This window comes from Aquihabitans sp. G128, assembly GCF_019048865.1.
GTDB lineage: Bacteria > Actinomycetota > Acidimicrobiia > Acidimicrobiales > Iamiaceae > Aquihabitans.
The window spans coordinates 1,679,514-1,702,045 of record NZ_CP077604.1 but is presented as its reverse complement, the minus strand read 5'-3'; the positions used below and the strand labels follow the sequence as shown (position 1 = coordinate 1,702,045).

Annotated in this window: 18 protein-coding genes and 1 pseudogene; 17 read left to right on the top strand and 2 right to left on the bottom strand. The window is 72.8% G+C overall.

What is annotated here, in order from left to right; translation table 11 throughout:
* Positions 1-74: 74 nt before the first annotated feature.
* Together KSP35_RS08080 and KSP35_RS08075 are read right to left on the bottom strand one after the other, a co-directional pair.
* Positions 75-896 (bottom strand): hypothetical protein, encoded by an 822-nt coding sequence (locus KSP35_RS08080; RefSeq protein WP_217000720.1) that lies wholly within the window; start codon positions 894-896, stop codon positions 75-77.
* Positions 893-1,429 carry a MauE/DoxX family redox-associated membrane protein gene (locus KSP35_RS08075; protein ID WP_217000717.1) on the bottom strand — a complete coding sequence of 179 codons (537 nt, stop codon included), beginning with the start codon at positions 1,427-1,429 and terminating at the stop codon, positions 893-895. Before KSP35_RS08075 ends, KSP35_RS08080 begins: the two co-directional genes overlap by 4 nt.
* A gap of 115 nt (positions 1,430-1,544) precedes the next feature.
* On the opposite strand from KSP35_RS08075, the gene tig reads away from it, so the two are divergent.
* The 17 genes and pseudogenes from tig (at position 1,545) to KSP35_RS07990 (ending at position 22,532) form a co-directional block, all read left to right on the top strand.
* Complete coding sequence (tig, locus tag KSP35_RS25695; protein WP_217000715.1) at positions 1,545-3,587, top strand: trigger factor; 2,043 nt, start codon at positions 1,545-1,547, stop codon at positions 3,585-3,587.
* Positions 3,588-3,609: 22 nt separating this feature from the next.
* Positions 3,610-4,890, top strand: a complete 1,281-nt coding sequence (gene clpX / locus KSP35_RS08065) for an ATP-dependent Clp protease ATP-binding subunit ClpX (protein WP_217000713.1) — start codon at positions 3,610-3,612, stop codon at positions 4,888-4,890.
* Between the two features lie 54 nt (positions 4,891-4,944).
* Complete coding sequence (locus KSP35_RS08060; RefSeq protein ID WP_254127200.1) at positions 4,945-5,448, top strand: nucleotidyltransferase domain-containing protein; 504 nt, start codon at positions 4,945-4,947, stop codon at positions 5,446-5,448.
* Between the two features lie 76 nt (positions 5,449-5,524).
* Positions 5,525-6,190, top strand: a complete 666-nt coding sequence (locus tag KSP35_RS08055; RefSeq protein ID WP_217000709.1) for a hypothetical protein — start codon at positions 5,525-5,527, stop codon at positions 6,188-6,190.
* A 12-nt stretch (positions 6,191-6,202) separates the two neighbouring features.
* Entirely contained in the window at positions 6,203-7,501 is a 1,299-nt protein-coding gene (locus KSP35_RS08050) for a folylpolyglutamate synthase/dihydrofolate synthase family protein (protein ID WP_217000707.1), read from the top strand.
* Positions 7,498-8,499: a type I methionyl aminopeptidase gene (map, locus tag KSP35_RS08045; protein ID WP_217000705.1), complete on the top strand. Its 1,002-nt coding sequence runs from the start codon at positions 7,498-7,500 to the stop codon at positions 8,497-8,499. The genes KSP35_RS08050 and map overlap by 4 nt, the downstream gene beginning before the upstream one ends.
* Positions 8,500-8,666: 167 nt before the next feature.
* On the top strand, positions 8,667-10,598 hold the full coding sequence (locus tag KSP35_RS25220; protein ID WP_217000703.1) for an O-antigen ligase: 1,932 nt from the start codon (positions 8,667-8,669) through the stop codon (positions 10,596-10,598).
* Positions 10,599-10,633: 35 nt separating this feature from the next.
* Positions 10,634-11,245: an RNA polymerase sigma factor gene (locus tag KSP35_RS08035; protein ID WP_217000701.1), complete on the top strand. Its 612-nt coding sequence runs from the start codon at positions 10,634-10,636 to the stop codon at positions 11,243-11,245.
* Positions 11,242-12,939 carry a hypothetical protein gene (locus KSP35_RS08030; RefSeq protein ID WP_217000699.1) on the top strand — a complete coding sequence of 566 codons (1,698 nt, stop codon included), beginning with the start codon at positions 11,242-11,244 and terminating at the stop codon, positions 12,937-12,939. Before KSP35_RS08035 ends, KSP35_RS08030 begins: the two co-directional genes overlap by 4 nt.
* Positions 12,940-13,084: 145 nt before the next feature.
* Positions 13,085-13,498, top strand: coding sequence for a nucleoside-diphosphate kinase (ndk, locus tag KSP35_RS08025; RefSeq protein WP_217000698.1), 414 nt, complete (start codon positions 13,085-13,087; stop codon positions 13,496-13,498).
* Between the two features lie 330 nt (positions 13,499-13,828).
* The gene (locus KSP35_RS08020; RefSeq protein WP_305853105.1) at positions 13,829-14,872 is read left to right on the top strand and encodes a rod shape-determining protein; all 1,044 of its coding nucleotides are present in this window, start codon (positions 13,829-13,831) and stop codon (positions 14,870-14,872) included.
* Between the two features lie 18 nt (positions 14,873-14,890).
* Entirely contained in the window at positions 14,891-15,739 is an 849-nt protein-coding gene (mreC, locus tag KSP35_RS08015) for a rod shape-determining protein MreC (RefSeq protein ID WP_217000695.1), read from the top strand.
* On the top strand, positions 15,736-16,248 hold the full coding sequence (gene mreD, locus KSP35_RS08010) for a rod shape-determining protein MreD (protein WP_217000693.1): 513 nt from the start codon (positions 15,736-15,738) through the stop codon (positions 16,246-16,248). Before mreC ends, mreD begins: the two co-directional genes overlap by 4 nt.
* A complete protein-coding gene (locus KSP35_RS08005) occupies positions 16,245-18,377 on the top strand; it encodes a penicillin-binding transpeptidase domain-containing protein (RefSeq protein ID WP_217000691.1) in 2,133 nt (710 codons plus the stop codon). Before mreD ends, KSP35_RS08005 begins: the two co-directional genes overlap by 4 nt.
* Positions 18,377-19,573 carry an FtsW/RodA/SpoVE family cell cycle protein gene (locus KSP35_RS08000; RefSeq protein ID WP_217000689.1) on the top strand — a complete coding sequence of 399 codons (1,197 nt, stop codon included), beginning with the start codon at positions 18,377-18,379 and terminating at the stop codon, positions 19,571-19,573. Before KSP35_RS08005 ends, KSP35_RS08000 begins: the two co-directional genes overlap by 1 nt.
* 279 nt (positions 19,574-19,852) lie before the next feature.
* A pseudogene (locus KSP35_RS25690) lies at positions 19,853-21,804 on the top strand (TIGR03960 family B12-binding radical SAM protein).
* Complete coding sequence (locus KSP35_RS07990) at positions 21,801-22,532, top strand: TIGR03936 family radical SAM-associated protein (protein ID WP_217000687.1); 732 nt, start codon at positions 21,801-21,803, stop codon at positions 22,530-22,532. Before KSP35_RS25690 ends, KSP35_RS07990 begins: the two are co-directional and overlap by 4 nt.

Here is a 22,532-nt window from a genome sequence, read left to right as displayed (position 1 = left end):
AGGCGCCCATCTTCGCGGATGGGAGCGCCCGGCGGGGCCAGCCCCGCCCCGTCCGCCCGATCGGGCGACGCGGATCAGCCGTGGTCGTGGCCCGCGTGGTCGTCGTGGTCGTGCTCGTGGGCGCCGTCGACGGTGTAGAGGCTGGCGTCTCCGGGCGCGACGCCGGCGTCGAAGAGCTCTCGGTCGATCCGGGCCTCTCGCTCGGCGTCGGCGTCGGGCTTGGCCACCATGGAGCCGGCGAGGGAGGCGACCAGCTCGGCGTCGCCCGTGGCCTGGGACAGCAATCCCGAGACCTGGTCCCAGTCGGGGCCGGTGCCCTCGCCCTTCACCCGCCCGGTGGGTCCGTGGACCTGGACGAAGTACGGCGAGCCCGGCACGTCGTAGGCCGCGAACGCCTCGGTCGACATGAGGGTGGGGATCCCGGGCGGGGCCAGCTTGGCGACCTCGGACGGGCTCTCGGCGTCGGCGCCCTTGGTGACCACCACCAGGCGGGTGCCGGCCGGCAGGCCGAGCTTGCGGGGCTTGCGGAAGGCGTCCCAGAACTTCTGGCACGTGATGCAGCCCGAGGAGAGGAAGGCGACGATGGTGTCGTGCTCGACGCCGTTGACCCGCACGGTGACCGCCTCGCTGCCGCCGGCGCCGATGCCGGCGAGGTCGGCGGAGCCGCCGAAGGCCTCCCGGTCCGGGGGCGACGGCACCTGGGGCATGACGTTGAAGTCGCGTCCCGGCCGGGGCCCGGCGGCCGACATCGGCTGGGACTGCGCCGGCGTGGCGTCGAGGCCGGCACCCAGCTCGTGGAGGCGCTTGAGGATCTCGGCGTGGCTGCGGAGCAGGCCGACGACGAGCAGGGCGAGCACGGCGACGACGACGCCCTCGATCACGACGACGACGGTCATCGGGCCACCTTCTTGGGGGGTCGGGCCGCGGCCTGGAGGGCCGGGAGCGCGGTCAGCAGGACCTGGACCAGCCAGGCGAGCAGGGCCGTGAAGGCCAGGAACGGGATGCCGGCGAGCGGCGTGTCGCGGGCCACGGCGACGATCCCGGGGACGGGGTCGGCCACCGCGACCAGCGCGACGGCGACGATGGCGAGGTCGACGCCGACGTGCAGGTTGGTGAGCGGGGCGTCGGAGGCGCCGAAGCAGCCGCACGAGGCCTTGCCGCGGGTGGCCGTGATGACCCGGAGGCTGAAGGCGGCGAAGCCGAGGTAGGCGAGGGCGACGAGGGCGGCGCCCGGGCGGCCGCCGACCACCAGGGCGACGGCCGTGAAGGCCAGCTCCCCGAGGCCGATGGTGCGCGCCGCGAGCACGGTGCTGGGCAGCCCGGCGCTGCGCAGCGCCACCCGGGTCGGCGCGGGCTGGGACAGCTTCAGGATCCCGGCGACGCCGAGCAACAGGGCGGCCGCGAACAGCGGGCCGGCGACCGGAGACATGCGGGCGACGGTACCGGCTGGCCGGGCCGGTCCACGCCCCGGCCCGCCGGGGCGCAGCCACCCGGCCCGCCCGGTGCGGAGCCGACGGGTCTCCGCCGGTAAGCTCACCGACCTCATGAAGTCAACGGTCGAGCCCGTCGAGGGCAACAAGGTCAAGCTGGCGATCGAGATCGACAGCGTCGAGTTCGAGCACGAGGTCGATGCCGCCTTCAAGCGCATCGCCCGCGAGGTCCGCATCCCCGGCTTCCGCCAGGGCAAGGCGCCTCGGAAGCTCCTGGAGGCCCGCATCGGGACCGAGGCCGCCCGTGGCGACGCCCTCGAGTTCTCGCTGCCGCGGTTCTACGCCGAGGCCGTGGAGGAGCACGACGTCGACGTCATCGCCCCGCCCGACATCGACATCACCGCCGGCCGCGAAGAGGGCGACGTCGCCTTCGAGGCCGTCGTCGAGGTCCGCCCGGTCGTCATGGTCGGCGGGTACGACTCGCTGCGCATCACGATCGACTCGCCGGACGTGTCCGACGAGGAGGTCGACGAGCGCGTCGACCGCCTGCGCGAGAGCTTCGCCAAGCTCGAGGTCGTCGAGCGCCCGGCCGCCGAGGGCGACCACGTCACCATCGACATCACCGGCTCCCGCGACGGCGAGCCCATCGACGGGCTGACCGCCGAGGACTACCTCTACGAGGTGGGCAGCGGCTCCGTCGTGCCCGAGCTCGACGAGAACCTCACCGGCGCCACCGTCGGCGCCGACGTCGCCTTCACCGCGGACCACCCGGACCCCGACGAGGAGCCGGTCGACTTCACCGTCGCCGTCAAGGAGGTCAAGGAGAAGGTCCTCCCCGAGGCCGACGACGAGTTCGCCGCCGAGGCCTCGGAGTTCGAGACGCTCGACGAGCTCAAGGCCGACCTGGTGAAGCGCCTGGGCATGGTCAAGAAGGTCCAGGGCCAGATGGCCATCCAGCAGAAGACGGCCGACGCCCTCGCCGAGCTGGTGCACGAGGACGTGCCCGAGGCGCTCGTGAACAGCGAGATGCAGCAGCGCCTGGAGGACCTCGCCATGCGGCTCCAGGCCCAGGGCGTCGGGGTCGACCAGTACCTCGCCAGCACCGGCCAGGACCAGGGCGCCTTCATCGAGGAGCTGCGCACCGCCGCCGCCCAGGGCGTCAAGGTCGACCTCGCGCTGCGCGCCGTGGTCGAGGCCGAGCAGATCGACATCACCGAGGACGAGCTCGAAGCCGAGTACGCCTCGGTCGCGGAGCGGGTGGGCCAGAAGACCGCCCAGGTCCGCAAGCAACTCGAACGCAACGGCCAGGTCTCGGCGGTACGCTCGGACCTGCGCAAGCGCAAGGCCCTCGAATGGCTCATCGAACAGGTCGAACTGGTCGATGAGGGGGGGCAACGTGATCGATCGGGCCAGCCTCGAGGTCGAGCCCCCGTCGGGCGCCGACGACGCAGCAGATCCCGCCGCAGAGGCCCCCACGGAGGACGAAGAGTGAACAACCCCGCTTTCCACGACCCGACCAGCGGTCTGCGAGCGTCCAACTACCTGGTGCCGACGGTGGTCGAGCAGACCAACCGTGGCGAGCGGGCCTTCGACCTCTACTCGAAGCTCCTCAAGGAGCACATCATCTTCCTGGGCACGCCGATCGACGACACGATCGCCAACCTGGTGTGCGCCCAGCTGCTCCACCTCGAGTCGGAGAACCCCGACAAGGACATCAACATCTACATCAACAGCCCCGGTGGCGACATCACCGCGCTGTTCGCGATCTACGACACCATGCAGTACGTGAAGGCCGAGATCACCACGATCTGCTTCGGCCAGGCGGCCTCCGCCGCCGCCGTGCTGCTGGCGGCGGGCACCAAGGGCAAGCGCCTCGCCCTGCCCCACGCCCGGGTCCTGCTCCACCAGCCCTACGCCAGCGGCGGTGGCCAGGCCTCCGACATCGAGATCCAGGCCAAGGAGATCCTGCGCATGCGGGACCTGCTGGAGGGGATCCTGTCGGACCACACCGGCCAGTCGAAGGAGAAGGTGGCCAAGGACACGGACCGGGACTTCGTCCTGTCCGCCACCGAGGCCAAGGAGTACGGCATCATCGACGAGGTGATCTCCGCACGGGAGTTCGCCGACAAGAGCGGCCCGATCACGGCCGCCAGCTGACGATCGCAAGGGGAACGAGCACGTGGCCAAGTTCGGAGACGGCGGGGAACTGCTGAAGTGCTCCTTCTGCGGCAAGTCGCAGAAGCAGGTCAAGAAGCTCATCGCCGGTCCCGGCGTCTACATCTGCGACGAGTGCATCGACCTCTGCAACGAGATCATCGAGGAGGAGCTCTCCGAGACCTCCGAGCTCCAGTTCGACGAGCTGCCCAAGCCCCGTGAGATCTTCGAGTTCCTGAACGACTTCATCGTCGGCCAGGACCTGGCCAAGCGGATCCTCTCCGTGGCGGTCTACAACCACTACAAGCGGGTCCAGATCGGCGCGGCGTCCACCCACGCCGACGACGTCGAGCTGGCCAAGTCGAACATCCTGCTGATCGGCCCCACCGGCTGCGGCAAGACGTTCCTGGCCCAGACGCTGGCCCGCATGCTCAACGTGCCCTTCGCCATCGCCGATGCCACCGCCCTCACCGAGGCGGGCTACGTGGGCGAGGACGTCGAGAACATCCTCCTCAAGCTGATCCAGGCCGCCGACTACGACGTGAAGAAGGCCGAGACCGGGATCATCTACATCGACGAGATCGACAAGGTGGCCCGCAAGGCCGAGAACCCGTCGATCACCCGTGACGTCTCCGGCGAGGGCGTCCAGCAGGCGCTGCTCAAGATCCTGGAGGGCACCACCGCCTCGGTGCCGCCGCAGGGCGGCCGGAAGCACCCCCACCAAGAGTTCATCCAGATCGACACGACCAACATCCTCTTCATCTGCGGTGGCGCCTTCGCCGGGATCGAGAAGATCATCGAGAGCCGGGCCGGCGCCAAGGGCGTGGGCTTCGGCGCCGACATCCGCCGGGTCGAGGACAAGAACCTGGGCAACCTGCTCGGCCAGCTCATGCCCGAGGACCTCCACAAGTTCGGCCTCATCCCGGAGTTCATCGGCCGCCTGCCGGTGATCGGCGTGGTCGACCAGCTGGACCAGGACGCCCTGGTGAAGATCCTCGTCGAGCCCCGCAACGCCCTGGTGAAGCAGTACCAGAAGTTCTTCGAGCTGGAGAACGTCGAGCTGGAGTTCACCGAGGACGCGCTGCAGGCCATCGCCGGCCAAGCCATCCTCCGGGCCACCGGTGCCCGTGGGCTGCGAGCCATCCTCGAAGAGGTCTTGCTCAACGTGATGTACGACCTGCCGAGCCGCACCGACGTCGAGCGCTGCGTGATCGATGCCGACGTCGTGCTCGAGAAGGTCAACCCGACCCTCGTGCCCCGTGAGACGCCGGCGCGGGCCTCCCGCCCCCGTCGCGCCGCCAGCTAGCCCGCACCGCTCCGCCGCCGCCGTGGCCGGCGACCTTGGGGGGTCGACGTGTTGATGGAAGCTCGAGACGTGCTCGACCTGCTCGACGTCTTCGCCGAGGACGGCATCGACCCCGTCCTCGACGGCGGGTGGGGCATCGATGCCCTGCTCGGGGCCCAGCACCGCGACCACGAGGACCTCGACCTGGTCGTCCTGCTGGCCGAGCTCGACCGTGTGGTCGCCTCCCTCGCCTCGGTGGGCTTCGCCCTCGTCGAGGACCTCCGTCCCACGCGGGCCGTGCTCCGCGACGCCGCCGGCCGCCAGGTCGACCTCCACCCGGTGCGCCCCGACGATGACGGCGACCTGTGGCAGGCCGGGGCCAACCCCGACGGCACCGACGCCCGGTACCCCGCCGGCGAGATCACCACCGGGTGGGTCGGCGGACGCTCGGTCCGCTGCATCGGCGCCCAGCTCCAGGTCGCGCACCACAGCGGCTACGAGCCGCGGAGCCGGGACCGCCACGACCTGGACCTGCTCCAGCGCCAGTTCGGCATCAGCCTCCCCGACGGCTACCGGTAGCCGCCCGTCCGGGTGATGGCGGCCGGGGTGCTGGGTAGGGTGCGCCCTGTTCGCAACCCGTCCTGGAGGACCAGCCATGAACCAGCTCGTGAGAGGCGCCGTCGTCGGAGGCCTCGTCGGTGGGGGCATCGCCGGGATCCAGGCGCGGCGTGCCGCCGCCTCCGCCGCAGGCTCCAAGCCGGCCGCCTCGGCGATCGCCAAGGGCGCCGCCGAGGGCGCGCTGGCCGGCACGTTCGTGGGCTTCGTGCTCGATCGTCGGGCCCGGGCAGCCGCCGCCAAGCTCGCCGCCGACCTGGCCGACGAAGGCACCGCTCGCGGGCGGAAGCTGGCCCGCAAGGCCCGCCCGGTGCTCGAGTCGGCCTACGACTCCGTTGCCGACCAGCTGCAGGAGGCGGGCCACACCGTCGCCACGTCGCTGGTGCCGAGCGTGGTGGCGGCCGCCGAGCGGGCCGTCGACGCCATCGGCGAGGCGTTCGGCGACGCCGTGGACGCCGGGCGTCCCGCGGTGGCCGACGCCCTCTCCTCGGGCCGGGCCGCGGTGCTCGACGCCGTCGACGCGGGTCGCCCGCAGGTGGTGCACGCCCTGCACTCGGGTCGGGCCGGCCTGGCCGACGCCGTCGATGCCGCCCGCCCCACCCTCGAAGTCGGCCGTCGACGGCGCCCGCGCTCGCGCCGCAGCCCTGGCCTCCTGAGCGTCGGCGGGCCGTCGCCCGGCTCTTCGGTCGAGCAGGCCCGCCGGTAGCCTGGGCGGACCGTGAACCTGGCAACCGCACTCCGCTACCTCGACCAGCACACCAACCTCGAGGCCACCGCCGGTCGGGCCGAGGGCCTCTCGCTCGACCGCATGCGCCGCCTCGTCGGCGTCCTCGGCGACCCCCAGCTGGCCTATCCGGTCATCCACGTCACGGGCACCAACGGCAAGGGCTCGGTCGCCCGCATGATCACGGAGCTGCTCGAGGCCTCGGGCCTGTCGGTCGGCACCTACACCAGCCCGCACCTCGAGGCCATCAACGAGCGGATCTCGTGGAACGGCGAGCCCATCTCCGACGACGAGCTGGGCGCCTCCATCGGCGTCGTCGCCTCGGTCGAGGAGGTGGCGGGCATCACGCCGAGCTACTTCGAGATCCTCACCGCGGCGGCGTTCAACTGGTTCGCCGACGTCGCCGTCGACGTGGCGGTGGTCGAGGTCGGCATGCTCGGCCGCTACGACGCCACCAACGTGGCCGACGGCGTGGTCGCCGTGCTGACCAACGTGGGCCACGACCACACCGACGGCGTGGGGGCCTGGCGCGAGGCCATCGCCGGCGAGAAGGCCGGCATCGTCAAGGCCGGGGCCACCTTCGTCTGCGGCGAGGTGGACCCCACCCTGCGCGAGATCCTGTCCGACACCCCGGCCGAGGCCACGTGGTGGCGGGGGACGGACTTCGACTGCGAGCAGTCGATCCTGGCGCTCGGCGGTCGCCACGTCTCCCTGCGCACCCCGTCGGGCACCGTCGACGACGTCTTCGTCCCGCTCCACGGCGAGCACCAGGGCGACAACGCCGCCATCGCGCTCGCCGCCGTCGAGGCGTTCTTCACCCGGCGGCTCGACGACGACGTCGTGGAGGAGGCGTTCGCCAAGGTCACCGTGCCCGGGCGCTTCGAGATCGTCCACCGCGAGCCCACGGTGGTGCTCGACGCCGCCCACAACCTCGACGGTGCCCGCGCCTGCGCCGCCACGCTGCGCGAGGAGTTCACCCTCGGCGGCACCGTGATCGTCGTGGCCGGCTTCCTGAAGGGCCGTGACGTCGCCGAGATGCTCGAGGCCCTCGGCGCCCGAGACGCCGGCTTCCTCATCGCCTGCACGCCCGACTCGCCCCGAGCCGTGCCCGCCCCGCAGGTCGCCGCCGCCGCCGACGGGCTCGGCATCGTGGCCGAGGCGGTGTCCTCGGTCGACCAGGCGGTCCACCGGGCCCTCGGCCTGGCCAGCCCCGACGACCTCATCCTCGTGACCGGCTCGCTCTACGTCGTCGGTCCCGCCCGCACCCTGATCCGAACCGAGGTCGATGCATGACCGCCCCCGTCGTCGCCCTGTCGAAGATGAAGCCGAACGACCCGTGCTGGTGCGGGAGCGGCCTCAAGTTCAAGCGCTGCCACAAGCCCACCACCGATCGCATCGTGGCCGGCACCCTCAGCCCGCGCCGCGACGTGCCAGCGTCCGTCGAGCGCCCGCCGTGGGCCGACAGCGGCACGGGCAGCGACCGGAGCGAGGCCGACGTGAAGTCGGCCGACGTCATCGACCGCATGCGCCGCACCGGCCGCCTGGCCGGTGACGTCCTGGCCCAGGTCGGCGCGGCGGTGGCGCCCGGCGTCACCACCGACGAGCTCGACGCGCTCTGCCACCAGATCACCGTCGACGCCGGCGCCTACCCCAGCCCGCTCAACTACAACGGCTACAAGAAGTCGCTCTGCACCTCGGTGAACGAGGTCATCTGCCACGGGATCCCCGACAGCCGGGCCCTGCGCGACGGCGACATCGTGAACCTCGACGTCACCTGCTTCCGCGAGGGCGTCAACGGCGACACCAACGCCACGTTCTTCGTCGGCACCGTCGATCCGGAGTCCCAGCGGCTGGTGCAGGTCACCCGGGAGTGCCTCACGCTGGCCATCGCCCAGGTGCGCCCCGGCCAGCCCATCAACGCCATCGGCCGCGCCATCCAGGACCACGCCGAGGGCGCGGGGTTCGGGGTGGTGCGCTCGTTCATCGGCCACGGCATCGGCGAGACGTTCCACACCGACCTCGCCATCCCGCACTACTACGTGCCGGCCGCCGCCGACCCCCGAGCCGCCAAGCAGCTCGTCCCCGGCATGGTGTTCACCATCGAGCCCATGATCACCGTCGGCGACTGGCGGCACCGCCTCTGGGACGACGACTGGACCGCCACCACGGTCGACAACAAGCGCACCGCCCAGTTCGAGCACACGCTGCTCGTCACCGAGGACGGCGTCGACATCCTCACCCTGCGCACCGACGGCCGCTGGTCCGGCGACGGCGGCCAGCCCGGCGACTGACCCGCCCGCCCTCGGCCGGCCTCGGCCCATCGAGGGGGGTGGACACCTGGTCGCGCTGGCGGCCGCCCTCCAGCCCAGTTCGGGTTCTCGCTCGTGGTGGGTCGGGGAGCGGCCGCTGGACGGCGAGGTCCGCAGCCCGGTTCGGGGGCGTAGGGTGCCCGACCCATATGGGTGACCGGTGGGGGACGTGGGTGCTGGCCGCGCTGGCTCCGGCGGCGTTCCTCGCGCTCGACCCCGGCGGTTGGTACCCGTTCGGGCCGGCCAAGTGGTTGGCGGTCTCGGTGCTCCTGCCCCTCGGGGCCGGGGGCCTCCTGGCCCGTCGCCGCGCCCGGTTCGAGCCGCGGCTGGGGGTGGCCGTGGTCGTCCTGCTGGCCTTCCTCGTGCTGGGTGCGGCCGTGGGGCTCGATCCCACCTACGCCTGGATCGGTACGCCCGAGCGCCAGCTCGGGGTGGTCACGTGGGCGCTGCTGGCCGTGGCCCTCCTGGCCGGCACGTCCCTCGACCCCGACGGCGACGCCGGCCCGCTGCTGGTGGGCCTGGCGGCCGCCGCCGTGGGCGTCGGCGGCGTCGCCGCGGCCGAGGCGGTGGGCTGGGCCCCCGGCCCGGTCGGGCTGGGCGGGTCCCGGCTGACCGGCACCTTCGGCTCGGCGGCGTACCTCGGCGCGGCCAGCGCGCTCCTGCTCCCCATCGCGGCCGGGACCGCAGCCGATCGCCGCCTCGGCCGCCCGCTCCGGGCGACCGCCGCCGTGGGGGCGGTGCTGGTCGGGGTGGCCTGCGTCGGTGCGGGGACCCGCTCGGCGTGGGTCGGGCTGGCGGCGGCGGCCGGTGCCACGGCCGTCGCCCGCCGCCGTGGGCTTCGGCGCGAGCGTGGCCGGGCCGCTCCCATCGCTGCGCTCGGCCTCGCCGCCCTGGCGGTGGTGGTCGTCGCCACGCCGGTGGGCGGTCGGCTCAGCTCGGCGTTCGACGAGCGGTCGCCGGGCGGGATCGGCCGGCTGGACGAGTGGCGGGTGGCGGCTCGGGTGATCGCCGAGCACCCGGTGACCGGCGTGGGGCCCGAGGGGTACCGGGTGGCCTTCGCCTCGGGCGTCGACGAGCGCTACCAGCGCGAGCACGGCCGTGACCCGTTGCCCGATCGGGCGCACTCGGCGCCGCTCGACGTGGCCCTCGCCGGTGGCGTCGGCGCCGGACTGGCGTGGCTGGCGGTCGCCGGGCTCATCGGCCGCTTCGCCTGGCGGGGGCTGCGGCGCGGCCGACCGTGGGTGGTCGGCCTCGCCGCCGGCGTGGTGGCGCACGGGGTGGGGGAGCTGTTCCTGTTCCCGACCTCGGAGCTCGACCCGGTGGCCTGGCTGCTGGGCGGCCTGCTGGTGGCGGCCACCGCCGATCCCGGCGAGCTGCGGACCTGGGGGCGGCCGGCCGACCGAGGCGCGTCGCCGGCGCGCCATCGGGGCGCGCCCCGGCCCGTGCCGGCCGTGCTGGGCCTGGTGGCGATCGTCGCCTTGGCGGCCGGGGCCACCGGCGTGGTCGCCGACCGCCACGCCGCCGCCGCCGCTCGGGCGCTGGCCCGCCGAGACGGGGCCGTGGCCGCCGCCCAGGCGGCGAGCGCCAGCCGGCTGCGCCCCGACGTCCTGCGCTACCGCCTGCTGGAGGCCCGGGCCCGGGTGGCGGCGGGGGAGGGCTCGCTCGCCGGGTTGCGGGCGGTCGACGACGGGCTGGCGGTCTCGCCCGGCGACCCCATCGCCCGGCTCGCTCGCGCTCGGCTCCTGGTCGCCCGCGCCGAGGCCACCGAGGTGCCGGCCCAGATCGGCCGGGCCCAGCACGAGGTCGATCGCCTCCTGGCCGAGGACCCCCTGTCGGGCGAGCTCTGGCTGCTGGCCGGCGAGCTCGGCCGGCTCGACGACCGTCCCGCCGCAGCCGAGCGGGCCTGGCGGCGCGCCGCCCGGCTGCTGCCCCGCGATCCCGTCGCCCCGACCCAACTGGCGCTGCTCTACCTGGCCGCCGATCGACGGGCCGACGCTCGCCGGGCGATCCGTGCCGCCGTGGCGATCGCCCCGACCGATCCGGCGGTGCGCCGAGCCGCAGAGAGGATCGGCCCGGGCTGATGGAACCGAACCGGTGGGCCAGGCGTAGACCCGTCGTGACCGCACCGCTCCCCACCCGCGCGACGCGAGTCGTCCGCCCGGGCGACCTCGCCGTCCGGCGACCGCCACGGCGCAGCGCCGGCGCCGGCGCCGAGCCCCTGCTCGCCGCCCCTGCCGCCACGGGCCCGACCCCGGTGCCCTCCTTCGAGCGGTTCTACGAGACCGAGCGTGCCGCGATCGGACGGGCCATCGCCTTCGCCCTCGGCGATGCCGACCTGGCGGCCGAGGCCACCGACGAGGCCTTCGTCCGGGCCTACGAGCGGTGGCCGTCGGTCTCGCAGGGCAACCCGCCGGCATGGGTCTACCGGGTGGCCATGAACTGGGCGCTCTCGATCCTGCGGCGCCGACGGCGCGGCGTGCACCGGCTCTACGAGCCGCCGGACCACGAGCAGGCGGTCGTCGAGCCCGCCGTCCACGCCGCCCTCGCCGAGCTCGACCCGAAGCACCGCAGCGTCGTGGTGTGCCGCCACGTCCTCGGCTGGTCCGTCGCCGAGACCGCCGCCGCCCTGCACCTCCGGGAGGGGACGGTCAAGAGCCGCCTCTCCCGTGCCAACCAGATCCTCCAAGCCCGCCTCCGCCACCTCCGAACCGAAGAGGACCCGTCATGAACGACGACGATCGCCTGCAGCACTACTTCTCCGCCCGAGCCACCGAGGTCTCGGTGCCGGCCGCCAGCGCCACGACGATCGCCCAGCGCGGCCGTCGGCGCCGCCACCGCCGCACGGCCGCCAAGCTGGGCGCCGTGGTGGGCGTGCTCGCCCTCGGCGGCGCCGCCATCGCCCAGCGCACGGGCGACGGCCACGACCGCCAGGTCGTCGGCGTGGGCGCCCAGGTGGTGCCGTCCGGCCTCGATTGGACGGTCGTCACCCCGAAGCACGGGATCGGGTGGAACGACGGCAGCGTCGCCACCGACGACGGCTCGGTCTACGGCCTGTCGACCGCCGCCGCGCCCAGCGATCCGGACGGCCCCGTCCCTCCGGCCCTCTACCGGTCGGGCGACGGTGCCGACTGGGAGCCGGCGTCGCTCCCCGACCACCTCACCGCCTCGGGCATCGCCGCCGGCGGCGATCGGCTCTACGCCGTGGGCACCTCGCCGGCCGGCGGTAGCAGCGAGCAGGTCGAGGTGGCGTCGACCACCGACGGGGGAGCGGCGTGGGATCGCACCACGCTCCCGCTCGACCTCGCCCGCCTCGGCCAGGGCTTCCCCGGGAAGGTCGGGGCCGGGTCGCCGCACATCGCCAGCCGCGACGGCGAGACCGTCGTCGCCGTCCGGGTGGTCGGCCAGATCGACGACCCGAAGCCGCTGCTGCCCGCGGGCACCGACCTGTCCTTCGGGTGGGGCGCCACCGCGGAGGGGATCAGCGTCTACGGCGATCCCTGCCCCGGCCAGCCTGAGGGCGGCGCCACCGCCACGACTGCGGCCCCCACCACGACCGCGGCCCCCACCACCAGCGAGGTCGCCGATCCCGTCGGCACCAGCCAGGACGCAGCGAAGCGGGCGGAGGCCGAGGCCAAGGCGGCCGGCAAGCTCGGCCCCGACGGTGAGGTCGACCCGGGCTGCGCCTCCCAGGACGCCGGCCTCCCGGTGGCGGCCACGTACTCGTGGGCCGACCTGGGCATCGATCCGGCGGTGGGCGACCTGGCAGTGGGGCGCACCCTCGTCTTCGCCACCGGCGACGACGGCGCCTTCGCCCAGGTGGCCGAGCTGGGCGGCGCCGACGCGGTGCAGCTCGTCGCCGCTCCGGACGCCTTCTGGCTGGTCAGCCAGCGCTACGACTCCCAGGGCACCAGCAGCACCACCTCGGCGCGGGCGTCCGCCGACGGACGGACGTGGACGGCAGCCCCCGTCGCCCTCGACGGCACCCCGGTGACCGGCGGGCTGCTGGGCGGCCGGGCCACCGTGCTGCTGCAGGACGACAAGGGAGGAGCCCTCGAGCTGGCCTCCCTCGAGGGCACCGTGGCCCGGACGACGGTGCTGGGCGACGTGCTCGGCGCCGGCCTGGCCGACGCCGGGATCCAGGGCGCCTCGTTCGGGCCCCTCGGGTTCGCCGCGGTGCTCCAGGCCCACCCCGGCCAGGCCGACGGGCCCTCGGTGGTCGTGCACAGCGGAGACGGCAGCGCCTTCTCGGTGGTCGACCTGCCGGCCGCGGAGGCCGGGCGCCGCGAGGCGGTCAACGGGGTGTCGGTCACCGCCGACGCCGTGACGGTGCGCCTCAACTCGTACCCGGAGGGCGACCAGGGCGGCGGCACCGGTGCCAACCCGCCCCGCCAGCGGCTCTACGTGGGCACCGAGCCCGGCTGACCCACCGCTCACCGACCGCCTCCCGGACGGGGTCGGGCCCTCGCGCCGCGGCGTGGGGCCCGGCCCCGTGGCGCGCCCGGCGCACGGTCCGGGGCCGACCGTCGGTTGGCCGGTCGGGGAGCGCTCGCGTAGGTTCGTCCGCCTTATGACGAACCGGACCTTCATCATGTGCAAGCCCGACGCCGTGGAGCGGGGGCTGGTGGGCGAGGTCATCGCCCGCTTCGAGCGCAAGGGCCTCACCCTCGCCGCCGTCGAGCTGCGCACGGCCGACACCGCCCTCGCCGAGGCGCACTACGAGGAGCACGCCGACAAGCCCTTCTTCGGCGAGCTGGTGAGCTTCCTCACCCGGTCGCCCGTGGTGGCCATGATCGTCGAGGGGCCGTCGGAGAACACCTGGGAGCTGGGCCGGATCCTCATCGGCAAGACCCAGGTCACCGACGCCCAGCCCGGGTCGATCCGTGGCGACCTCGCCACCACCACGAACGAGAACCTGGTGCACGGCTCCGACGGCCCGGAGTCGGCCGAGCGCGAGATCGCCCTCTGGTTCCCCGGCCGCTGAGCCTGTCGCGCCCGCACCGGTCGAGCCTCGGCCTCCACGTGAGGTCGGGGCCGTCCGGCGCCGCTGCACCGGGCGGGCGAAACCGACACGCGACTGCAGCCTCACCGCTTCGGGCGACGCCCGCCGGCGCCGCCGCTCCACCTCAGGTCGAGCTTCGCCTGACCTGAACCTCACCATCCACCTGCAGGTCAGAGGCATCTGCTAGGTCGATTGTTGCAGTTGGGTGACAAGGGCTAGCATCGGCGCCGGAGCAGCGGGTCGGTGCCTTGTCGGCGTTCCGACCGTCCCGTAACCTCCGACGACCGCTCTCGATCGGCCCGCGGAGGGTCCATGTCTTCTGACAACCCGTTCTCGTCGATCATGGGCCGCGACATGGCGGTCGACCTCGGCACCGCCAACACCCTCGTGTACGTCCGAGGGCGCGGGATCGTGCTCAACGAGCCGTCCGTGGTGGCCATCAACGTCAAGGACGGCCGGCCGCTCGCCGTCGGCCTCGAGGCCAAGCGGATGATCGGGCGCACCCCGGCCCACATCCAGGCCATCCGCCCCCTCAAGGACGGCGTGATCGCCGACTTCGAGATCTGCGAGAAGATGCTCCGCTACTTCATCCACAAGGTGCACCAGCGCCGGTGGGCGAAGCCCCGCATGGTCATCTGCGTCCCGTCCGGCATCACCGGCGTGGAGCAGCGGGCGGTGCAGGAGGCGGCGGAGTACGCCGGCGCTCGCAAGCCGGCCTACATCATCGAGGAGCCGATGGCCGCGGCCATCGGCGCCGGGCTGCCGGTGCAGGAGCCCACGGGCAACATGATCGTCGACATCGGCGGCGGCACCACCGAGGTGGCCGTGATCTCGCTGGGCGGCATCGTCGCCAGCCAGTCGGTCCGCGTGGGCGGCGACGAGTTGGACGACTCGATCATCCAGTACATCAAGAAGGAGTACAGCCTCGCCCTCGGCGAGCGCACCGCCGAGGAGATCAAGATCGCCCTCGGCTCCGCGTGGCCGCTCCAGGAGGAGCTGCACGCCGAGATCCGCGGCCGCGACCTCGTGACGGGCCTGCCCAAGACCATCGTCACCACCACCGAGGAGATCCGCGAGGCCATCGAGGAGCCCGTCTCCGCGGTCTGCGACGCCGTCAAGGTCACGCTGGACAAGACCCCGCCGGAGCTGGCCGCCGACATCATGGAGACCGGCATCGTGCTGGCCGGTGGCGGCGCCCTGCTGCACGGGCTCGACGCCCGGCTGCAGCACGAGACCGGCATGCCGATCGTGATCGCGAACAACCCCCTCGACTGCGTGGCCATCGGGTCGGGCCAGTCGCTGGAGGAGTTCGACGCGCTCAAGGGCGTGCTGTTCTCCACCAACGCGCAGAACTAGCCCTCCGCCTCCCGGCCCGTGGCCTTCTCCCGCCGCTCTTCGCGCTCGCCCCGATCCCGGTACACCCTCGGCCTGCTGCTGCTCACCGCGGTCACGCTGCTGGTCCTCGACCTGCCGGGCACCGGGCCCCTGCAACCGGTCCGCAACGTGCTCGGGGGAATCTTCAGCCCGCTCCGCTCGGCCGGCGACGCCGTCTTCTCGCCGGTGCGCAACGGCTGGCACGGCATGTTCTCCTACGACGACGTCAAGGACGAGAACGACGAGCTCCGGGCGAAGAACGAGGAGCTGAAGTCGCTCCAGGGCCGCTACGAGCGCGAGGTCGCCAAGCGCAAGGCCGCCGAGAAGGCCGCCCAGATCGTGGTGGCCGACGTGCCCACCAAGACCGCCATGGTCGTGTCCGAGGGGCAGAACTTCGACCAGTCGCTCGACATCGACCAGGGCTCGGGAGCCGGCGTCAAGAAGGGCATGGCGGTGATCACCGGCAAGGCCAACGGCACCGGGGGCAGCCTGCTGGGCAAGGTGCTCGAGGTGACCGGCGGCGGCCGGGCCAAGGTCCAGCTGCTGACCTCGCCGGACTTCAAGGTCGGGATCAGCCTCGAGGGCGGCGCCCGCGGCATCCTCACGGGCGGGGGCCGGGACAAGGCGATGCACGTGGCCGGCGTGGCGCTGGACGCCAAGGTCGAGAAGGGCGACTACGTCTACACGAGCGGCATCAACGACACGCAGTTCCCCGCCGACCTCGTGATCGGCCGGGTGCGCAAGGTCTCGAAGGCGTCGAACGACCTCAGCCAGGAGCTCGAGGTCACCCCGCTGGCGGACCTCGGCTCGGTGTTCGTGAAGGTCGTCCTGAAGGACCCGCCCAAGTGAGCGCGGCGAAGGTCGCGCCGATCCTGCTGGTCGGGCTGCTGCTCCAGGTCTGCCTGTTCGGCACGTTCTCCTTCGACGGTGCCCGCCCCGACCTCATGGTGCTCGTGGCGATCCTGGCCGGCCTGGCCGCCGGGCCCGAGAAGGGGGCCGTGGTCGGCTTCGCCGCCGGCCTGGCCTTCGACGTGGTCCTCGCCACCCCGTTCGGCCTGTCGGCCTTCGTGTACACCATCGTCGGCTACGGGGCGGGCGTGGTGGGCACCAACGTCGTGCGCTCGGCGTGGTGGATCACCCCCGCCTTCGCCGCCGTCTGCTCGGCCCTGGCCATGGTCTTCTACGCCCTGGTCGGCGAGGTCCTGGGCCAGGCGACCCTGAGCGGGCCGCCCCTCACGTCTATCGTCGTCGTCGTGGCCCTGGTGAACGCCGTCCTCGCGTGGCCGGTGGCGAAGGCCCTCTCGTGGGCCCGCACCGACGAGGTCTCGCACCGCCGGCACCCCTTCCTGGCCCGATGAACGGCGGCACGTCCCGCGCCCGGCTCGGCCTGGTGGCCATCACCGCGCTCTCCCTCTTCGGCGCCCTCTTCGCCCGGCTGTGGTTCCTGCAGATCGTCGAGGGCTCCAGCTACGCCCAGCAGGTCACGGCGAACCAGACCCGCACGGTGGTCATCCCGGCGCCGCGCGGCAAGATCCTCGACCGCACCGGCCTGGCCCTGGTCGACAACCGCGACTCGATCGAGGTCGCCATCGACGTGCAGCAGTACGCCGGCCTCGACCGCGCCGAACAGGGGCGCCTGCGGGAGCGGCTCGCCACCACGCTGAACCGGACGCTGCCAGCCGGTCAGGCGCCCTACAGCGCCACCTCGATCACCAAGCGCCTCAACGACGACCGCTTCAGCCCGTTCCGCCCGATCCCCATCGCCGAGAGCATCACCCAGGACCAGGAGATCTACTTCAACGAGCAGGCCGACCGGTTCCCTGCCGTGGTGGTGGAGCACCAGACGGTGCGCGACTACCCCTACGGCTCCCTCGCCGCCCACGTCCTCGGCTACGTCGGCACCCTCAACGAGGAGGAGTACAAGGAGCACGCGAGCGACAAGGCCAAGCCCTACGAGAAGTCCGACGAGATCGGCAAGACCGGGGTCGAGGCCCAGTACGAGCAGTACCTCCGGGGCACGCCGGGCCAGCGGGTCTACGAGGTCGACGCCCGCAACCACGTCATCCGCGAGCGCACGCAGGACTACCGCGCCCCCAAGGCCGGCGACGACGTGTTCCTCTCGATCGACGCCAAGGTGCAGTACAAGGCCGAGGCCGCCCTCCAGGGGCGCCTCGAGGCGGTGCGGACGCGGTCGACGCCGGCGCCCGCCGGCGGCGTGGTGGTCATGGACCCGAGCAACGGCCAGGTGCGGGCCATGGCCTCCTATCCCACCTACGACCCCCGCCTGCTCGTGGGCGGCATCCCGTGCCCGGTGTGGCGCGACCTCCAGGGGCTCGGCCCCGACGGCTCGTGCAAGGACGTCAACGCCGAGATCCAGGCCATGCCGGCCAGCCAGCGACCGGCGTCGAAGCTCATCAACCGGGCGCTCTCCAGCGCCTATCCGCCGGCCTCCACGTTCAAGCTGGCCAGCTCCTACGCCGCCCTGAAGCTCGGCATCATCACGCCCCAGGACACCATCTCCGACCCCGGCTTCTACCGCCTGTGCAAGGGCGAGGGCACCGGTTGCCTCAAGCGCAACGCCGGGAGCGAGCCGCACGGGAACGTCGCGCTGGCCCAGGCGCTGACCGTGTCGAGCGACGTGTACTTCTACCGGATCGGCGACTTCGCCTGGAGCCGGGCGGCTCGGGGCGCCCTGCCCAAGACCGGCCTGCAGGACCACATCGGCGAGCTCGGCTACGGCACCCGCTCGGGCATCGACTTGCCGGGGGAGAGCGCCGGCAGCGTGCCGACCCCCCAGTCCGAAGCCGACATCGCCGCCGCCCTGTTCAAGAAGGACCCCGCCCGCTACGACGGCGACGAGGCCAAGGCCATCGCCGCCGGCCGCTGGCGCACGGGCTACAGCGCCGACCTCGCCATCGGCCAGAAGGTCGACGCCACGCCGCTGCAGACCGCCAACGCCTACGCCTCGCTGGCCAACGGCGGCACGCTCTACCAGCCCCAGGTGCTGGACCACATCGAAGCCACCGGCTCCGCCAAGGTCACCAAGGCCTTCGCGCCCAAGGTGATCCGGAAGATCGACTGGGGCACGGCGCGCGACGCGTACCTGCAGGGCTTCACCGGCGCCGTGACCTCGGCCTCACCGAAGGGCACGGCCTACGACGTGTTCCAGGGGTTCCCGTTCGACACCTGGCCCATGGCCGGCAAGACCGGCACCGCCCAGACCGGCAAGGACGAGCTGGGCAACGAGAAGCCCGACAACTCGGTGTTCGTCGGCTTCAGCACGGCGCCCGAGTCGCACTGGATCGCCAGCGCCATGCTCGAGGCGTCCGGGGCCGGGGCCAGGGCCGCCGCTCCCACCGTCCGCCTGATCCTGGAGCCCATCGCCACCGGCGAGATCGACAGCTTCGTGATCCCGCCGGGAGGCGCCATCGACGCCGCCGCCGTGGCGGCCCAATCGGCCGGCATCTCGGCCACCGGGAGCGACTGATGGCTGCCTCCACCTACCGACCCCGGCCCCAACCCGTCAACCGCCACGCGGTCCGCCGGCCTCTGGCCAACTTCCGTCGGAACCACACCTCGCCGTTCCGCCACGTCGACGTCGTCCTGGTCGCGTGCATCGGGCTGGTCTGCCTGTTCGGGGCGCTGATGGTCTACAGCACCACCCGCGGGGCCGAGCCGCCCTACGACGCCTCGTTCCTCAAGCGCGTGGTGATGTTCCTCATCCTCGGCGGCCTGGTCATGGCCGGCGCCGCCTTCTTCGACTACCGGAAGCTCCGCGACTACTGGCCCTTCATCTACGGCGGCAGCGTGCTGCTGCTGTTCCTGGTGCTGGTGCCCGGCATCGGCAAGTCCACCAACGGCACCCAGGGCTGGTTCCAGCTCGGCCCGTTCCAGCTCCAACCCTCGGAGCTGGCGAAGCTGGGCATGATCATCGGCTTCTCCGGGCTGGCCTCGCAGTTCCGCGGCGACCTCGACAACGCCCGGGTGGGGATGCTGCTCGGCCTCTGCGGCGCGCCCATGTTCTTCGTGCTGCTGCAGCCGGACCTCGGCACCACCCTGGTGTCGGTGGCGGTGGCCTTCGCCCTGCTCCTGGTGGCCGGCGTGCGGCCCCGGATCCTGGGCCTGCTGGCGTTGGCCGCCATCGTCGGCACCACGCTGATCCTCACCTCGGGCGTGCTCAAGGACTACCAGGTGGCCCGGTTGACCACCTACGTCAAGCAGGACCAGGTGGCCACCAGCAAGGCCGACCGAGACCTGCGGCTGAACCTCGAGCAGGCCAAGTCGGCCATCGGCTCGGGCGGGCTCACGGGCAAGGGCCTCTTCAACGGCCCGCTGACGCGGGGCAAGGTCGTCCCCGAGCAGCAGACCGACTTCATCTTCACCGCGGTGGGCGAGCAGCTCGGCCTGCTGGGCTGCGGTGCCCTGCTCACCCTGCTGGGGGTGATCGTCTGGCGGGTGTGGCGCGCCGCGCAGCTGGCGCGAGACGACTTCGGCATGCTCCTGTGCACCGGGATCATGGTGATGCTCGTGGTGCAGGTCTTCGAGAACGTCGGCATGACCATGGGCATCATGCCGATCACCGGCATCCCCCTGCCGTTCATGAGCTACGGCGGCTCCGCGCTGATGACCAGCCTGCTCAGCATGGGCCTGGTCCTCTCGGTCCACATGCGGAGATTCAGCTAGCGGTCTTCTCGTCACTCGTTCGCCTGCGGCTCACTCCGTTCCTCGAGCTTCGATCGACCGGCTGACGCCGGGCTGTCCTCGCTGAGGGTCCGGCGGAGCCGGCCCCTCAGGTCGTGGGGGGCTCCGCAAGCTCCGCCCCCCCACACCCCCCGGGCTCGCTTCGCGCGGAAACCCCGGGCTCGCTTCGCTCGGAAACCCCTGCCTCGCGCTCGGTGCGTTCGTCGGTGGTGGGAGGCGATGGCGGGGGTGGGGGTGGGTGGCCGGTAGGATCCTGGGGTCATGACCATCTGGAACCAGCTCGAGCCCCTGCTCGGCAAGGTCCAGAAGCCGGCCCGCTACATCGGCTGCGAGGACGGGGCGCAGACCCCGCACCACCACCCCGACTCGGCGGCCTGGCTCCTGGCCTACCCCGACACCTATGAGATCGGGTTGCCGAACCAGGGCCTCCAGATCCTCAACGAGATCATCAACGAGCGCGCCGACGGCGTGGCCGAGCGCACCTACGCGCCGTGGACCGACCTCGAAGAGCAGCTCCGCTCCCACGGCCTGCCGCTGTTCTCGGTCGACTCCCACCGAGCGGCCGGCGACTTCGACATCCTCGCGTTCAACCTCTCCGCCGAGCTCACCTACACCAACGTGCTCAACATGGTGGACCTGGCGGGCTGCCCGGTCCGTTCGGCCGACCGGTCGGCCACCGACCTGCTGATCGGCGTCGGCGGCCACTGCACCTACAACCCCGAGCCCATCGCCGACTTCGTCGACTTCGTGGTGCTCGGCGACGGCGAAGAGGTCGTCGGCGAGATCACCGAGGTGGTCGCGGCGTGGAAGTCCGCCGGCAAGGCGGCACGGATCGACGTGCTGCGCGCCCTGGCCGGCGTCACCGGCGTCTACGTCCCGGCGCTCTACGACGCGCTGTTCGACGACGGCATGCTGGTGGCGATCACCCCGAACGACCCGGCGGCGCCCGAAGTGGTCGAGAAGCGCACCATCGCCGACCTCGGCGCCTGGCCGTACCCGAAGAACCAGCTCGTGCCGCTGACCGAGGTGGTGCACGACCGGCTCAACGTCGAGGTGTTCCGGGGCTGCACCGCGGCTGCCGGTTCTGCCAGGCCGGGATGATCACCCGCCCCGTGCGCGAGCGGCCGGCCGACCAGGTCCGCACCATGGTGGCCGAAGGCCTCAAGCGCACCGGCTACGACGAGGTCGCCCTCACGTCGCTGTCCACCGCCGACTTCTCCGGCATCGACCAGGTGGTGCGCGACACCGTCAACGACCCCAGCTGCGGCGGCCAGGTCTCGGTCTCGCTGCCCTCGCTCCGCGTCGACGCCTTCACCGTCGGCATCGCCGGCGAGATCCAGAAGGCCCGCCGCACCGGCCTGACCTTCGCCCCCGAGGCGGGCACCTGGCGCATGCGCCAGGTCATCAACAAGCTCATCACCGAGGAAGACCTCTACGCCGCCGTGCGCTCCGCCTACTCGCAGGGCTGGCGGCGCATGAAGCTCTACTTCCTCACCGGCCTCCCGACCGAGACCGACGAGGACACGCTCGGCATCGCCACCCTGGCCCGCCGGTGCATCGAGATCGGGCGCGAGTACCACCGCAGCCCGTCGGTGACGGTGTCGCTCGGCGGGTTCGTGCCCAAGCCGTTCACCCCGTTCCAGTGGTTCGGCCAGAACACCCGGGAAGAGCTGCAGCGCAAGATCTACCTGCTGCGCGACGAGCTGCGCCGCGACCACGGCATCAAGCTCAAGTGGCACGACCCCAAGGCCACCATGGCCGAAGGGCTCGTGAGCCGCGGCGATCGCCGGCTCGGCCCGGTGATCGAGGACGTGTGGCGCCACGGCGGCACCTTCCAGGAGTGGTCCGAGCACTTCGACCTCGACCTGTGGGAGGCCGCCCTCGAGCGCGCCGGCCTGCGCGAGGAGGACTTCGTCTACCGGCACCGCACGGAGGACGAAGCCCTGCCGTGGGACCACCTCTCGGCCGGCCTGCACAAGGACTTCCTGTGGCAGGACTGGCGCGACGCGCTGGCCGAGGTCGGCCTCGAGGACTGCCGGTGGACCCCCTGCTACGACTGCGGGGCGTGCACGGGCTACGGCATCGAGCACGTCGTCGCCTCGGCCGTGCCGCCCGCCGGCGGCTCGCAGGGCACCGGCCAGGACCTGGCGGTCGGCGGCGAGGTGCCCGTGGTGCTGCTGGCGTCGAAGCCGGTGCGGGTCGGCGCCGGATGAGGATCCGGATCCGGTTCACCAAGACCGGCAAGATCCGCTGGACCAGCCACCGCGACATCGCTCGGGTGTGGGAGCGGACCATCCGCATCGCCGGCCTGCCGGTGGCCTACTCGCTCGGGTTCTCGCCCCACCCGAAGCTGCACTTCGGCCTGGCGCTGTCCACCGGCCACGAGTCGCTCGCCGAGTTCCTCGACATCGACCTCGATCCCGAGGCGCCCAACGCCCCCAGCGAGGCCGACCTCGCCGGCCTCCCGGAGCGGCTCACCGCCGCCCTCCCCGTCGGCCTCGAGGTCACCTCGGTCGGCACGATCGCCTCGAACGCCACCTCCCTGCAGCAGGCCGTGACCAGCTGCGAGTGGCGCATCGAGATCCGCGGCGCCGAGCCCGCGGTGGTGGCCGACGCCATCGACCGGGTGCTCGCCGCCAACGAGCTGACGGTCACCCGCCAGCGCAAGGGCAAGGACGTCACCGACGACGTCCGGCCCTACCTGCTCGCCCTCGCCGTGGTCGGCCCGACCGAGCACGGCACCGAGATCGACGCCCACCTGGCCACCCAACCCCGCGGCCTGCGCACGAGCGAGCTGCTCGCCGTGCTCGACACCGGCGGGGAAGAGGGACGGGTGCGGCGACTCAACCAATGGATGCTGCTCGACGGCGCCCAGGTGGAGCCCCTCGCGGGCCCTCATGGCGCGACGTCGGCGCCGCGCGCCGAGGTGCGCGCGTCATGA

Bases quoted from the DNA above. Each gene is read 5' to 3' on its own strand.
- KSP35_RS08005 (WP_217000691.1), top strand. From the start codon at position 16,245: ATGAACGGCGGCACGTCCCGCGCCCGGCTCGGCCTGGTGGCCATCACC.
- KSP35_RS08000 (WP_217000689.1), top strand. From the start codon at position 18,377: ATGGCTGCCTCCACCTACCGACCCCGGCCCCAACCCGTCAACCGCCAC.
- ndk (WP_217000698.1), top strand. From the start codon at position 13,085: ATGACGAACCGGACCTTCATCATGTGCAAGCCCGACGCCGTGGAGCGG.
- KSP35_RS08020 (WP_305853105.1), top strand. From the start codon at position 13,829: ATGTCTTCTGACAACCCGTTCTCGTCGATCATGGGCCGCGACATGGCG.
- tig (WP_217000715.1), top strand. From the start codon at position 1,545: ATGAAGTCAACGGTCGAGCCCGTCGAGGGCAACAAGGTCAAGCTGGCG.
- KSP35_RS08075 (WP_217000717.1), bottom strand. From the start codon at position 1,429: ATGTCTCCGGTCGCCGGCCCGCTGTTCGCGGCCGCCCTGTTGCTCGGC.
- KSP35_RS07990 (WP_217000687.1), top strand. From the start codon at position 21,801: ATGAGGATCCGGATCCGGTTCACCAAGACCGGCAAGATCCGCTGGACC.
- KSP35_RS08080 (WP_217000720.1), bottom strand. From the start codon at position 896: ATGACCGTCGTCGTCGTGATCGAGGGCGTCGTCGTCGCCGTGCTCGCC.
- KSP35_RS25220 (WP_217000703.1), top strand. From the start codon at position 8,667: ATGGGTGACCGGTGGGGGACGTGGGTGCTGGCCGCGCTGGCTCCGGCG.
- KSP35_RS08030 (WP_217000699.1), top strand. From the start codon at position 11,242: ATGAACGACGACGATCGCCTGCAGCACTACTTCTCCGCCCGAGCCACC.
- map (WP_217000705.1), top strand. From the start codon at position 7,498: ATGACCGCCCCCGTCGTCGCCCTGTCGAAGATGAAGCCGAACGACCCG.
- KSP35_RS08060 (WP_254127200.1), top strand. From the start codon at position 4,945: ATGGAAGCTCGAGACGTGCTCGACCTGCTCGACGTCTTCGCCGAGGAC.
- KSP35_RS08055 (WP_217000709.1), top strand. From the start codon at position 5,525: ATGAACCAGCTCGTGAGAGGCGCCGTCGTCGGAGGCCTCGTCGGTGGG.